The sequence below is a fragment of the Roseateles sp. P5_D6 genome (assembly GCF_054049415.1).
Genome location: NZ_JBFUMK010000024.1, coordinates 73,546 through 85,907 on the forward strand (window position 1 = coordinate 73,546; position 12,362 = coordinate 85,907).

Consider the following 12,362-nt stretch of genomic DNA (forward strand, 5'->3'; position numbering starts at 1 on the left):
AGGCGGCGGAGTTTAGGAGGCCTCCACCACCTCGACCTGCGGCCGCACCGGCTTGTCGAGGCGATCTTTCACCAGGCCAGCCAGCAGCACGTCCACCAGGGTGCCGCCCTGTCCCGCGCCCTGACCACCACCCACCACGACCTCGGGCACCAGTTGCACGCCGGCGCCGGCCAGGGCCTGGGCGACCTGCACGATGGCGTAGTTGCCCGATTCCATCGAGCCGATCTTCTGGCGGATGACCTCGGCCTCGGCCTCACCGATGGCCAGCGTGCGGCCGGCCTCGGCCTGGCCGGTCACGCGCGTGACCTCGGCATCGGCTTCCGCCGTGATTTTCTTCGAGCGCGCCGCACCGTCGGCCGTCTTCACCGCCGCCTGGGCGCTGAACTCGGCGATGGCCACCTTGCGCTCGGCATCCACCACCTGGGCCTGGGTGCGGGCCAGGGCTGTGGCCTGCTCGAGCTGCTGGCGCACGCCCTGGGCTTCCATCTGCGTCGTGAAGGTGACCTTCTCCTGCTCGGCGAGCTTGCGGTCGGTCAGCGTCTTCATCAGCTCGGCCGGCGGCACGATGTCGCCGATCAGCGTCTCCACCGCACCGACGTCATAGGCCTTCAACGCCACGGCGATGGCGGCCTTGGCCTCGGCCTGGCGCTCGCTGCGCTTCTTCAGGAAGTCGATGACGTCCGAGTTCTGCGCGGCGTTGCGGAAGTAGTTGCCGATGGTGGGCTCCAGCACCTGCGTGACCAGCGCCTCCATGCTGCCGAAGCGGGCGATGACCTTGGGCGCGTCGTTGCGCGGGATGTGGATGATCTGGCTGACGTCGAGGTTGAAGGTGAAGCCGTCGGCGGAGCGCACGGTGATGGTTGACAGGTTGGCGTCCAGGCGGTGGGCCTCGGTCTTGCCGGTGGCCCAGTTCAGCACCACATTGGCCGTGGGCACGACCCGCACCTTGTGGGTGTAGGTGTTGATGGCGTACTTGCCGGGGTCGAGCACATCCACCCACACGCCCTTCTCGCCACGGCGGACCATGTTGGCGTGGCGGAAGCCCTCGCCCGTCACGTCCACGCCGGGCTTGCCGACGAAGGCCACGACGACGCCCACCGAGGCAATGGGCACCTCGGTCATGTCGATGATCTCGACGGTGGCGAACATCGGGTTGATGAAGTAGCGGCCGGCCAGCAGCACCTGCTCCTGCAGGCCCTTGGTGCCACCGGCGTTGACGAAGGCATGCGGCTCCTGGAACAGGTTGTGGCCGGGCACTTCCGGTCCGGCGATCTCACCGGTGGTCAGGGACGTGCCCTCGCGGGTCGTCACGATGCCGACCTTGTTGTCGGGCACGTCGGTGACGGGCACCTGCACGACCTTGAAGAAGCGCGGGTTGATGCGGTACTTGCCTTGCGGGATGACGGTCATCTGCGGGCCACGCTCGCCGCCGCCGGCCATGAAGGCGCGGGCGTCCTGGAAGCTGTCGCAGGCCACCGTGCGGCCGATGACGCGGCCGCCGGCCAGCGGCTTGCCGTCGCGGGCCTCGACGATGCCGATCTTGCCGGGCTCGATGACGGTCATGCGCTCCAGGTGCACGGTGAACAGCAGCGTGTTGATGCGCCAGGCGCCCGGGGGCACGACGGTCATCTGCAGGCCGCGCTCGCCGGCGGCGAGGAAGGTGCGGGCATCCTGGAAGTGGTCGCAGTCGACATGGCGGGCCAGCACGCGGCCGTCGGGCATGGGCAGGCCATCGCAGGCCTCGACGATGCCGACGGCGTCATCGGGAATGACGGTGAACTTGACCAGCTCGATCTCGTACTGCCAGGGCCACAGGCCCAGGTGCAGGCCCGGGGCGAGCGTGTCGGCCTGCAGGCCGGCTTCACCGTAGAGGGCGACGATGCGGCCGGGCGGCAGCTCGCGGTGGCGGCCGAACAGAACGAAGTTTTTGGTCACCGTGCCGATGGAGTCGTCGGGCACGCTGACAAAGCCGAACAGGCGCAGGGTGCGCTTGTAGAAGACCAGCGCCATGATGCCAAGCAGGCCGGCGGCCGTCAGCAGAGGGTGGGCGAACAGGGTGAACAGGGCGTCCATGAGGAGCACGAGTGGTGAAGAGGCCTTCACTGTGTGCGGGGCGGCGTTAGCGCCGCATAAGGGCGCCCTTCCTCGGTCAGTTCGACCGGGCGAGCGCTACGCAGGGCCGTCAGGCGGCCGGTGCCAACAGGGACCCAAACACGTAGCACCCAAAAAAATGCCCCGGCCAGTGGCCGGGGCAATCACTTGCACGCCTGCGAGGCTGCCAGCGGTCTGCTCAGGGAGGGAGAAGCAGACGAACGCAACGTTAGCCCCGGCGCGAAGGCCGCGCTGTAGGACGACGCCGCACCAGCGAGAAACATGCGCTAACAAAAGGCACGGCTTGCAACCGGTACCCCGTGAGAAATCTCATGCCCTGAATGCGACCGGTGTATCGGTCTGTGAGACTCCCCCCATTTGGGGGGTGTCCTTCCTAGACTGCGCCGCTCGCGCGTTCGGCGCGGAAAGAAGGATGCAGTCCATGACCCCTGCCATGCAAACGCGGCACAGTGCGTCGTCGCCCAGTTTCTCGGGCGCTGCCGCACTGGCTTTGAACAGCGACTTCGGCGCGCTCGATGGCGAGGCCCTGGGCCTTGTCGAGCGCCGCTATGGCGACCGCGGGCTGGTCATCTCACGCGAGCGCTACAGCAGCCGCAACCAGGACGGCGACATCGTCTGCACCGCGCGCGACGGCGATCAGATCGTCGGCACCCTGTCCGTGCGCTTCGACGGCAGCGGCGGCCTTCACGCCGATCTGTTGTTCAAGCAAGAGTTGGACGAATGGCGCGCCGCGGGCGACAAGCTCTGCGAGTTCGGCGGCCTGGCCGTTGACAGGCATTCCCATGACCCCAAGCGCGTGCTGGCACAGATCTTCCACCTGGGCTATCTGCACGCCCACCGCCGTGCCCGCTGCGCGCGCCTCGTCATCGAGGTCAACCCGCGCCACGTGGGCTTCTACCGGCGTTGCCTGGGCCTCGTGCCCTACACCGCGGAACGCCACAATCCGCGTGTTGACGCGCCGGCCGTGCTGATGAGCATTGCCTTCGCCGACATCCGCGAGCAGATTTCGCTGTGGGGCGGCCACCCGGACTCCCTGGCCTCGGCGCGCAGCCTCTACCCGCTGGCCTGGGACGAAGCCACCGAAGCCATGATGCTGGCCCGGCTGTCCTGAGGACTTACGACCCCGCGCTGGATTCCGGTGGCGGCTCGCCGGGCTTGAGGTCGGGGATGTCCTTCTTCCCGGCGGGCGTCGGCAGCTGCGCATCAGCCGGGTCCGATTTCTCCGTCGGATGCTGCGGAAGCGACTGGGCGGCGGCATCGCCGGGCTGAGCGGCAGGCGCCTGCGGATCCTCCGGGCGCGCCGTCTGCCCCACGTGGCGCAAAGGGTTGTTCATGGCTGTTCCTTGGCTGTGAGCAGCCTCCGGCAATCGTCATGCCGGCAGCAAGCTCAGGAAGCGGTCCAGCATGTGGAAGTGGTCGTCGAAGAACTGCTCTTCCATCGCCACCAGTTCAGCCACCGGCACCCAGCGTGCCTGGGCCGCGTCATCTGCGCCCAGCACCTCGGGCAACTCGCGATCCCCCAGATCGAAGTGGTGGGCGTGCGAGATCGTGCGACCGCGCTGGCTGCGGTCGGGGTGGTCGAAGACGGCCACGCCCTGCAGCGCGCCCGCCAGCGTCTCGGGCAGCAGTCGCAAGCCGGTTTCCTCTTCGAGTTCGCGCACGGCGGACTGGTGGAGCGTGTCACGCGGCTCGACGAAGCCACCCGGCAGGGCCCAAAGCCCCTGGCCGGGGTCCTTGGCACGCTGGATCAGCAGCACATGGTCGGCGCAGCGCAGCACCAGGTCCACGGTGACGAAGACCGGCGCATACGGCGCCGCCGCCCAGGCCTGCCGGTAGGCCTTCAGCATGGCCCATTCGCGCCGCAGCGCCGCCAGGTAGGGCAGATGCGCCCAGGCCTGCACGAAGCTGCGCGTACCCGGCGGCACCTGATCGACCCAGCTGGCCAGCACGCCGTCCAGGGCCTCGGGCCCGGCCTCGAACAGCGCGGCGCGCAGGTCGGTGGCGTCCACGCGGTGCTGGCGCGGCAGGCTCAGCAGGCGCCAGGGCGAGAAGCGGCGCAGGTAGTCGCTGGTGGCATCCTTGAAGTGGCCGACCAGCGTGACGTCGGCGTCGCCCACGCGCTCCTGCACGGCCGCATGCACGGCCTGCACCCAGCGCGCCTCGTCGTAGAGGTCGCGCAGCGGCACGACCTCCACGCGTTCACGCTCGGCGTCGGTCAGGGCCAGGCGCAGCATCTCGGCGCGCTCGGTCCAGCTGAAGGCATGGCGCGGTGAACGCGCCTGGTGGGCCGAGCCGAGCAGCACGATGACGCGGGGCGCCTCGGCCAGCGCCGCGCGCAACAAGCTGACGTGGCCGTTGTGGACCGGTTGGAAGCGGCCGATGACGACGGCGGCAGAGGTCATGACAGCACTCCGGGGAAAACCGCCGCAATGGGCATCTGCCGCCCCTGGCCGAAAGCGCCCGCGCGCAGCCGGATCAGCGGTGGCGCCTGGCGGCGCTTGTATCCGCGGCGCTGGACCATGCGGGTGACGCGTTCAATGAGCAGCTTGAGCAGTTCGTCCAGCACCGGGACGAGGGTGAGCTTGATCATGGCTTGATGCCAAACACTTGTCGCAGGTAGGCGAGGAAGGTCTCGTCGTCGCAGAGCGTCTTGCCGGGGCTGTCGCTGAGCTTGGCCACGGGCTGGCCGTTGGCGTGAGTCAGCTTCATGACGATGTTCAGCGGCGTGGGCCCCAGGTCGTTGCTGAGGTGGGTGCCGATGCCAAAGCCCAGCTGCACGCGGTCAGCAAAGTGGCGGTAGAGCTCGATGGCCTTGGTCACGGTCAGGCCGTCGCTGAACACCAGGCGCTTGGTGTGCGGGTCGATGCGCAGCCTGGCGTAGTGGGCCAGGGCCTTCTCGCCCCAGGCGACCGGGTCGCCGCTGTCATGGCGCAGGCCGTCGAAGAGCTTGGCGAAGTAGAGATCGAAGTCGGCCAGGAAGGCGTCCATGCCGACGACGTCGGTCAGCGCCGTGCCGAGGTCGCCGCGGTATTCCTGCACCCAGTCCTCCAGCGCCGCCTTCTGGTGGTCGCGCAAGCGCACGGTGCCCAGGGCCTGGTAGGTTTGCAGGTATTCGTGCGCCATGGTGCCGATGGGCACCAGGCCCAGCTCCTTGGCCAGCAGCACGTTGGAGCTGCCCTTGAAATGCTGGGGCAAGGCGTCGCGCAGCCGGGTCACTACCTCGCGCTGCCAGGCGCCGGAGAAACGGCGGCGCAGGCCGAAGTCGAACAGGTCGAAGGGGTGGCGCTGCGGCAGGGGCTCCGCGGCAAAGGCCTGCAGCGTGGCGATCTTGGCGTTCAGCCGGCGCTGTCCTTCGGCGCGGACCTCGGGCGTATCCAGCCGGCGGAAATAGAGCTCGTTGACGATGGCCAGTATCGGAATCTCGAAGCCCATCACATGCACCTGCGGGCCGCGCGCGACGATGTTGAGCTGCGCGCCGTCCGTCGTCACCTCGACGAAATCGCGCTGGAACCGGAAGATGCGCAGGAAGTCGACAAAGTCGCTCTTGATGAAGCGCAGGCCCTTCACATAGGCCAGCTCATCGGCGCGAAAGGTCAAGGCACACAGCGCCTGCAGCTCGCGCTCGACGTCGGCCTTCAGCTCGGCCAGCGGGTAGCCGGGCTGGTTGCGGCAGACGAAGCGGTACTCCGCCTGCGTCTGCGGGTGGCGATGCAGCAGCGCCTGCCACATCGTGAACTTGTAGAGGTCGGTGTCCAGCAGGCTGGTGATGACGGGGGTGCTCATGCCTGGATCTCCGTGCTGGTGGACAACTGCAAACTGCGTGCCCGCATCGCGGCCAGGAAGCCGGCCTGCTGGGCCTCGAAGCCCGCCACGGGGCTGATGCAATCGGTCAGCAGCACCAGTTTGGCCAACTGCCGCGACGGCAGATGGTCGGCCAGGTGTTCGACGGTGGCTCTCACGCAGTGGCTGCCGGCCTCGCCGGCGATCAGCACGCGGTCGAAGCGGTCCAGCTCGGCCAGCAGGGCCTGGTTCAGCGCGGTGCTTTCGTCGGAGGGGTCGGGCACCTCGGCCTGAAGCGCGCTGTAGTGCTCGGTCCAGGGGTTCTCGCCCTTGGTGACGACGGCCACCGAGCGCCCTTGCCTGTCCGTCCAGGCGTCCAGCGCAGCCTGCAGGCCGGCGTGCACGCCATGGCCCCAGTTGCCCATCTGGCAGTGCACCGGCCAGACCATCAGCGTGTAGCGGCCGGCGGCCTCCAGCGCATCCAGATAGGCCAGCGCGCGGTCGAGCCGGGCGGGGTCGCGCGGCAGGTATTCGTTCGCGCGAACCTGGGCGGCCGTGATGGGCGTGAACGGCCCGGGGTGGCGGCCGCTGGCTGTTTCCAGCCAGAAGCCAGGGTGGGCGATGTCGATGCGGTGATGCGAATCCAGCGTCACGGTGATGGCGTCGATCTGGCCGCGCAGGCGCTCCACCAGGCCAGCGGCGCGCTGCAGGTCGGCGTGAGCACCGGCCACCGGCAGCGCGGGCTGGATGAGTTCTCCCGTCACGGGCGAGCGCGGCAGCCAGTCCACCGGCAGGTCGCAGAAATCGTTCTGAGGGTCGATCAGCAGCAGATGCGTCTTCATGGGCGTGTCCTGTTGTTGTGTGCCTCCAGGCCGGCGCAACTCTATCGACTCAAAGATGCATTCCGGCCGGCGCTGCGACGGGTGGGGTGCGGGCGGAACGCCTGATCACGCCTCTGCAAAGAACCGGCTTGGTGGCATGCCCACCGTGCGCGTCACCATGGCCGTGAAGGCGCTGGCACTGGCATAGCCGAGCTCGCTGGCGATATGGCTCATGGGCCGGCCGCGCGCCGCCAGGGTCAGCGCGTGGGCCAGCAGCAGTTGCGAGCGCCATTGCGCGAAGCTGGTGCCGAGTTGCTCGCGGAACAGCCGGCTCAGCGTGCGCGGGCTGGCGCCCGCCTCGGCGGCCCATTCGTCCAGGCCGGCATGGCGGCCGGGCTCGCGCAGCATGGCCTCGCAGAGCTTGCGCAGCCGCGCGTCCTGAGGCAGGGCAACGCCCAGCGCCAACGGGCGGGCGCGCTGGAGTTCACTGAGCACCAGCCGCTCCATGGCGCCGCGGCGCTCGGCGTCGTCGCGGCTCTCCGGGGGTGCGGGATCGGGCATGGCGGGCAGGGCCAGCACCAACTCGCGCAGCAGCGGCGACACCTCCAGCACCCGCCCCACCTGCCAGGCCTCGCCCGCCAGCAGCTCGGGGCCGAGGTAGAGGGTGCGCAGGTCGCACTGCTCGATGGCCGTGACCGCGTGGACGACGCCAGGCGGAATCCACACCGCCCGCGACGGCGGCACGATGTAGGTCGACGCCTCGGTGTTCACGCGCACGGCGCCCGTCATCGAGAACACGAGCTGGGCCCAGTCGTGCCGGTGCGGCTGGATGTCGGCCAGGTGCTCCAGCAGCCGCGATTTGGCGCGCAGCGGCCGCTCGGGCGTCGGCGCGAAGAGCTCGGGCGAAAAGGCAGGAAAGCTGCGGCGGCCGGCCATGGCTGAATTTCGACAGAAGTTGACGAACCATCGTAACAACGCCGACGCTGCCCTGCCTACATTGAGGGCATGGATACCGCCCTCGCCTCTTCCCTCGACGCCGGCCTGCAGCGCCGGCGTGACGTCACGACGATCTCGACCATCGGTGTCGCCCACGGCACGTCGCACTTCTTCCACATGCTGCTGCCGCCGCTGTTCCCGGCCTTCATCCAGGCTTTTGGCCTGAGCTATTCGGAACTGGGCTTGCTGGTGACGACCTTTTTCGTCATCTCGGGCGCCGGGCAGGCGCTGTCGGGCTTCATCGTCGACCGCATCGGTGCCCGGCCAGTGCTGTTCGCGGCGATGGCGAGCTTCTTTCTCGCCTCCATCGCTGCGGGCCTGGCCCAGGGCTTTGGCGGGCTGATGCTGGCGGCAGCACTCGCCGGCGTCGGCAACGCCCCCTTCCACCCGGCCGACTTCACCATCCTGAACAAGCGCGTCTCCCAGCCGCGCCTGGGTCATGCCTTCTCGGTGCACGGCATCAGCGGCAACCTCGGCTGGGCCTTCGCGCCGGTGTTTTCCATCGGCATTGCCGAGGCGACGGGCAACTGGCGTTTCGCCTATGTCGGCACCGCCCTCGTTGCGCTTTCGGTGATGGCCCTGCTGTTCTGGCAGCGCTCGGCAATCGACGACCGCCAAGGGTCGTGGGGACACGCGAAGCCGGCGGCCGGCGTCAAGGCCGAGCACCCCATGGCTTTCCTGAAGCTGCCGTCGGTGTGGCTGTGCTTTTCCTTCTTCTTCTGGAGCACGGCGGCGCTGTCGGCCATCCAGAGCTTTGCCAGCCCGGCCCTGCACCAGATCTACGGCCTGCCGCTGGCACTGACGGCCTATGTCGTCACGGGCTACATGCTGGCCGGCGCGGCGGGCATGGTCTGCGGCGGCTTCCTGGTCGCCAAGGCCGAGCGGCTGGAGCGCACGATTGCGTTTGCCATGGCCTTTGCCGCCGCACTGCTGCTGCTGACGGCGACCGGCTGGCTGCCCGGCGGGCTGGCGGCCATCGTGGCCGCGCTGGCGGGTTTTGGCACCGGCCTGGCCGGCCCGTCGCGCGACATGCTGATCAAGCGCGCCTCGCCACCGGGAGCGACCGGCCGGGTCTATGGCACGGTGTATTCGGGCCTCGACATCGGCTTCGCGATTGCCGCACCCGTGTTCGGGGCCATCCTGGACCAGGGCATGCCGCGCGGCGTGTTCGCGGGCTCGGCGGCGGCGTTGATGATGGGCATTGCGTCGGCGGGCCTGGTGGGGCTGGGCCTGAGCCGCAGGACGGCGGCGGTGCCGGCCCAGGCGTGACGGGGCTTCACGAGATTGCCTCTGTCATGGACACTGTCGCGCCCTCGCCCCTAACGGCCCGATGACAAGCACCGACGCTCCAAGCCCTCCACCGTATTACCACGGCACCAAGGCCGACCTGCAGGCCGGTGACCTGATCCAGCCTGGCTACGTGTCCAACTACGGCCAGCGCAAGAAGGCGAACTACGTCTATCTGTCCGCGACGCTGGAAGCAGCGATCTGGGGCGCAGAGCTGGCCGTGGGCGACGGCCGCGGCCGCATCTACATCGTGGAGCCCACCGGCCCCATCGAAGACGACCCCAACCTGACTGACCGCAAGTTCTCCGGCAATCCAACCAAGTCCTACCGCTGCAAGGCGGGGCTGCGGGTGACGGGCGAAGTCATGCAATGGCAGGGTCACTCCCCCGAGCAGCTGCAAACCATGCTGGCGCATGTGCAGCGGATGCGCGAACTCGGCATCGAGGCCATCCAGGAATAGCAATAGGCCCTGCGGCCCAGCCGGTGAGGCTCAGTCAACCAGGGCCTGAAGCTCCTGCAAGGCTTCGTCCAACAAGGCCGCGCTGCCGGCATCCTGCTCGATGGCCCGGCAGGTGCGCTCCACCAGGCCTTCCAGCGCCGGATCCAGTTGCAGCTCGCCGCCGAGTTCATCGAGCAACGCAGCCTCGACGAACAGGCGCAAGGCCTTGGCACGGGGGATGGCACCGCCTTGAGCTCGGGCGGCCTTGAGCTTGGCGGTCAGCCCCTGCAATGCCGTCACGGCCGCGGGTGGCGCGGCCCGATTGACCAAGCCAGCCGAGGCCCCGGCCGTTGCCTGGCGTTGCGACGGCGAATGACGCGCCTGCGCCAGTTCGGCCTTGAGCAGGCGCAGTGCGTGGATCAGGGGAGAAATGGGAGCTGTCATGCCAATGCCTGGAGCCGCCGCATTGTGGCGCGGCCCGGTTCGGGAAAGCTGGCAAAATGCGCCCGCTTCTGACCGATGCGCCGCCGCTGGCCTTGCCGTGGCGGTATTTTTTTGAGCCCCCGCATCCAGGGGCTTCGACCCAGGGCATATCCCAAAGTCCGACCGAGCGGTCGGCCGRGACAATCGCCAGCTTTGCTTTAACCAGGCCGCGCCACAAGCGCCGCCCYGATCTCATGGCACTCCAACACCTGACCGACGAGCAGATCGCCACCATGTCACGCGCCCAAAAGGACGAGTGGTGGTTCAAGAACGTCTTCCGCGGCGACATGGCCCAGCTTTCGCTGCGCTCCGGTATCACCGGTTTCCTGCTCGGCGGTGTGCTCTCCTCCACCGGCCTGTACATCGGTGCCAAGACGGGCATTTCCCTCGGCGTTGGCCTCACTTCGGTCATCCTGGCCTTTGCGCTGTTCCGCGCGCTGCACGCAGCCGGCCTGGCCCAGGACTACACCATCCTTGAGAACAACTGCACCCAGTCCATCGCCACGGCGTCGGGCTATGTCACCACGGCGCTGATCTCCAGCCTGCCGGCCTACATGCTGGTGACGGGCCATGTGCCGCTGTGGTGGCAGATCGCCATCTGGATGTTCCTGGTGTCGCTGGTGGGCGTGCTGCTGGCCTTCCCGCTGAAGCGCCGCTTCATCAATGAAGACCAGGCCCCCTTCCCGGAAGGCCGTGCCTGCGGCGTGGTGCTCGACTCGCTGTACCACGGCAAGGGCAGCGAGGGCATGTTCAAGGCCAAGCTGCTGGGCTGGGTGGCGGGCGGCGCGGCGCTGCTGCAGGGCATCTGCGGCGAAGGCTGGATGAAGCTGATCCAGTTCAAGCTGCTGGCCATGGACAAGTGGGCCGGCATGGCGGAGCCCTGGCATCTGCACGAGCGCATCGACGACTACTACTACGCCTGGGCCGTCAAGGCGCATGGCTTCATTCCCAGCATCCTGGGAACGGACTTCCGCACCCTGGGCTTGCGCCTGGTGGTGGACGCCGCGTTGATCGGCACCGGTGGCCTGATGGGCCTTGCGGTGGCGGCGAGCTGTTTTGTCGGCGTGATCGTCAACTTCGTGATCCTGGCGCCGCTGATGATCCAGGCCGGCGACATCGCACCGCGCCTGGGCGCCAATGGCGTGCTCATCCCGCTGAACCGCGTCGAGATCGTCAACCAATGGTCGCTGTGGTGGGGCGTGACGATGATGGTCGTGGGCGCGCTGGTGTCGCTGCTGGCCAAGCCCGAGATCTTCACGAGTGCGTTCAAGCGCAAGACGCCGGCGCAGATCGCGGCCAAGGCGGAACCCAAGAGTGACCTGCTCAAGGACATCGAGGTGCCGCTGTGGATCAGCTGGATTGGCGTGCCCGTCGTCAGCCTGATGGGCTGCTACGCCACGCACGCCTTCTTCGGCGTGCCGCTGTGGTTGGCCATCGTGTCGCTGCCGCTGATCTTCGTGCTGACCGTGATCTGCACCAACTCCATGGCGCTGACGTCGTGGACGCCGACCGGGTCCCTGTCCAAGATCACGCAGTTCACGATGGGCGCGCTGGACCGTACGAACCCCGGCTCCAACCTGCTGCCTGCGGGCATGACGGCCGAGATCGCCTCCAACGCGGCCAACCTGCTGTCCGACATCAAGCCCGGCTACATGCTCGGCGGCAAGCCGCGCCACCAGGCCATCGGTCACATCATCGGCAACCTGGCCGGCGTGCTGGTCTGCGTGCCGCTGTTCTTCCTGCTGTTCATCAAGCCTGATGCCAACGGCGCTGCCAGCGCGGCGAACATGGTGTCCGACCAGTTCGGCTTCCCTGCCGCGCTGCAGTGGAAGGGCGTGGCCGACATCATCGCCAAGGGATTGAAGAGCCTGCCCACCTCGGCGCTGATCTCCATGGCCGTTGCCGCCCTGGCGGCCGTCGCCATCGAAGTGGCTCGCATCGTCACCAAGGGCAAATCGGGCCTGTCGGCCGTGGCCATCGGCCTGGGCGTCACGCTGCCGCCGCAAGCCACCTTCATGATGTTCGTCGGCGCGCTGATGTTCTGGTACATGGCCAAGAAGTACAAGAACGCCCCCGCCGACTCCCGCGGCCACCGCATCTGGGTCGAAGGCATGGAGCCCATCTGCGCCGGCTTGATCTCAGGCGCCGCCCTGATGGGCATCGGCGACGCGATCATCGGCGTGCTGATCTGATAATCACCTGTTCTGTCTGCCCGTAGCTCAACTGGATAGAGCAGCTGCCTTCTAAGCAGCAGGTCGGGGGTTCGAGTCCCTCCGGGCAGGCCAAATCAAGAGTTCACGAGAACTCACTGCCGATCAGGCGCCTAAGTTCCTCAAGGGCTTAGGCGCTTTTTTCGTGTCAGGTGGCGGTTGACCGAGTGGCACGGGACTAATGGCATCGCGGACCGGACCGCGAGAGACGGAGCATGTCCGCTTTTGGCAGCG

General features: G+C 68.0%; 12 protein-coding genes and 1 tRNA gene. 5 read left to right on the forward strand and 8 right to left on the reverse strand.

Annotated features, from left to right (window positions below):
• Positions 1 to 12: 12 nt before the first annotated feature.
• Positions 13 to 2,073, reverse strand: coding sequence for an SPFH domain-containing protein (locus ACXJKM_RS25465; RefSeq protein WP_457356003.1), 2,061 nt, complete (start codon positions 2,071 to 2,073; stop codon positions 13 to 15).
• Positions 2,074 to 2,533: 460 nt separating this feature from the next.
• On the opposite strand from ACXJKM_RS25465, the gene ACXJKM_RS25470 reads away from it, so the two are divergent.
• Complete coding sequence (locus tag ACXJKM_RS25470) at positions 2,534 to 3,223, forward strand: N-acyl amino acid synthase FeeM domain-containing protein (protein WP_157281403.1); 690 nt, start codon at positions 2,534 to 2,536, stop codon at positions 3,221 to 3,223.
• 4 nt (positions 3,224 to 3,227) lie between these two features.
• On the opposite strand, the gene ACXJKM_RS25475 is transcribed toward ACXJKM_RS25470, so the two are convergent.
• The 6 genes from ACXJKM_RS25475 to ACXJKM_RS25500 all read right to left on the reverse strand — a co-directional run bounded on the left by ACXJKM_RS25475 (position 3,228) and on the right by ACXJKM_RS25500 (position 7,649).
• Positions 3,228 to 3,446 carry a hypothetical protein gene (locus tag ACXJKM_RS25475; protein ID WP_056195694.1) on the reverse strand — a complete coding sequence of 73 codons (219 nt, stop codon included), beginning with the start codon at positions 3,444 to 3,446 and terminating at the stop codon, positions 3,228 to 3,230.
• Positions 3,447 to 3,482: 36 nt separating this feature from the next.
• The gene (locus ACXJKM_RS25480) at positions 3,483 to 4,514 is read right to left on the reverse strand and encodes a bifunctional nicotinamide-nucleotide adenylyltransferase/Nudix hydroxylase (RefSeq protein ID WP_457356004.1); all 1,032 of its coding nucleotides are present in this window, start codon (positions 4,512 to 4,514) and stop codon (positions 3,483 to 3,485) included.
• On the reverse strand, positions 4,511 to 4,702 hold the full coding sequence (locus ACXJKM_RS25485) for a hypothetical protein (protein WP_457356005.1): 192 nt from the start codon (positions 4,700 to 4,702) through the stop codon (positions 4,511 to 4,513). Before ACXJKM_RS25485 ends, ACXJKM_RS25480 begins: the two co-directional genes overlap by 4 nt.
• Positions 4,699 to 5,895: a nicotinate phosphoribosyltransferase gene (gene pncB / locus ACXJKM_RS25490; protein WP_457356006.1), complete on the reverse strand. Its 1,197-nt coding sequence runs from the start codon at positions 5,893 to 5,895 to the stop codon at positions 4,699 to 4,701. Before pncB ends, ACXJKM_RS25485 begins: the two co-directional genes overlap by 4 nt.
• Positions 5,892 to 6,734 (reverse strand): cysteine hydrolase, encoded by an 843-nt coding sequence (locus ACXJKM_RS25495; protein WP_457356007.1) that lies wholly within the window; start codon positions 6,732 to 6,734, stop codon positions 5,892 to 5,894. The genes pncB and ACXJKM_RS25495 overlap by 4 nt, the downstream gene beginning before the upstream one ends.
• Before the next feature lie 105 nt (positions 6,735 to 6,839).
• Positions 6,840 to 7,649 (reverse strand): AraC family transcriptional regulator, encoded by an 810-nt coding sequence (locus ACXJKM_RS25500; protein WP_457356008.1) that lies wholly within the window; start codon positions 7,647 to 7,649, stop codon positions 6,840 to 6,842.
• A 69-nt stretch (positions 7,650 to 7,718) separates the two neighbouring features.
• Here ACXJKM_RS25500 and ACXJKM_RS25505 point away from each other — a divergent pair, with 69 nt between their 5' ends.
• Together ACXJKM_RS25505 and arr are read left to right on the forward strand one after the other, a co-directional pair.
• Positions 7,719 to 8,978 (forward strand): MFS transporter, encoded by a 1,260-nt coding sequence (locus tag ACXJKM_RS25505; RefSeq protein ID WP_056195675.1) that lies wholly within the window; start codon positions 7,719 to 7,721, stop codon positions 8,976 to 8,978.
• A 61-nt stretch (positions 8,979 to 9,039) separates the two neighbouring features.
• Positions 9,040 to 9,456 carry an NAD(+)--rifampin ADP-ribosyltransferase gene (arr, locus tag ACXJKM_RS25510; protein WP_457356009.1) on the forward strand — a complete coding sequence of 139 codons (417 nt, stop codon included), beginning with the start codon at positions 9,040 to 9,042 and terminating at the stop codon, positions 9,454 to 9,456.
• A gap of 30 nt (positions 9,457 to 9,486) precedes the next feature.
• On the opposite strand, the gene ACXJKM_RS25515 is transcribed toward arr, so the two are convergent.
• Positions 9,487 to 9,879, reverse strand: a complete 393-nt coding sequence (locus ACXJKM_RS25515; RefSeq protein WP_056195669.1) for a hypothetical protein — start codon at positions 9,877 to 9,879, stop codon at positions 9,487 to 9,489.
• A 233-nt stretch (positions 9,880 to 10,112) separates the two neighbouring features.
• Between ACXJKM_RS25515 and ACXJKM_RS25520 the strand changes: the two genes are divergently transcribed.
• Both ACXJKM_RS25520 and ACXJKM_RS25525 read left to right on the forward strand, forming a co-directional pair.
• A complete protein-coding gene (locus tag ACXJKM_RS25520; protein WP_457356010.1) occupies positions 10,113 to 12,110 on the forward strand; it encodes an OPT family oligopeptide transporter in 1,998 nt (665 codons plus the stop codon).
• A 16-nt stretch (positions 12,111 to 12,126) separates the two neighbouring features.
• Positions 12,127 to 12,203 (forward strand) — tRNA-Arg (locus ACXJKM_RS25525).
• Positions 12,204 to 12,362 lie beyond the last annotated feature (159 nt).

Coding starts and splice junctions, on each gene's coding strand:
- ACXJKM_RS25485 (WP_457356005.1), bottom strand. CDS start 4,702: ATGATCAAGCTCACCCTCGTCCCGGTGCTGGACGAACTGCTCAAGCTG.
- ACXJKM_RS25520 (WP_457356010.1), top strand. CDS start 10,113: ATGGCACTCCAACACCTGACCGACGAGCAGATCGCCACCATGTCACGC.
- ACXJKM_RS25470 (WP_157281403.1), top strand. CDS start 2,534: ATGACCCCTGCCATGCAAACGCGGCACAGTGCGTCGTCGCCCAGTTTC.
- arr (WP_457356009.1), top strand. CDS start 9,040: ATGACAAGCACCGACGCTCCAAGCCCTCCACCGTATTACCACGGCACC.
- ACXJKM_RS25465 (WP_457356003.1), bottom strand. CDS start 2,073: ATGGACGCCCTGTTCACCCTGTTCGCCCACCCTCTGCTGACGGCCGCC.
- ACXJKM_RS25475 (WP_056195694.1), bottom strand. CDS start 3,446: ATGAACAACCCTTTGCGCCACGTGGGGCAGACGGCGCGCCCGGAGGAT.
- ACXJKM_RS25480 (WP_457356004.1), bottom strand. CDS start 4,514: ATGACCTCTGCCGCCGTCGTCATCGGCCGCTTCCAACCGGTCCACAAC.
- ACXJKM_RS25500 (WP_457356008.1), bottom strand. CDS start 7,649: ATGGCCGGCCGCCGCAGCTTTCCTGCCTTTTCGCCCGAGCTCTTCGCG.
- pncB (WP_457356006.1), bottom strand. CDS start 5,895: ATGAGCACCCCCGTCATCACCAGCCTGCTGGACACCGACCTCTACAAG.
- ACXJKM_RS25515 (WP_056195669.1), bottom strand. CDS start 9,879: ATGACAGCTCCCATTTCTCCCCTGATCCACGCACTGCGCCTGCTCAAG.
- ACXJKM_RS25505 (WP_056195675.1), top strand. CDS start 7,719: ATGGATACCGCCCTCGCCTCTTCCCTCGACGCCGGCCTGCAGCGCCGG.
- ACXJKM_RS25495 (WP_457356007.1), bottom strand. CDS start 6,734: ATGAAGACGCATCTGCTGCTGATCGACCCTCAGAACGATTTCTGCGAC.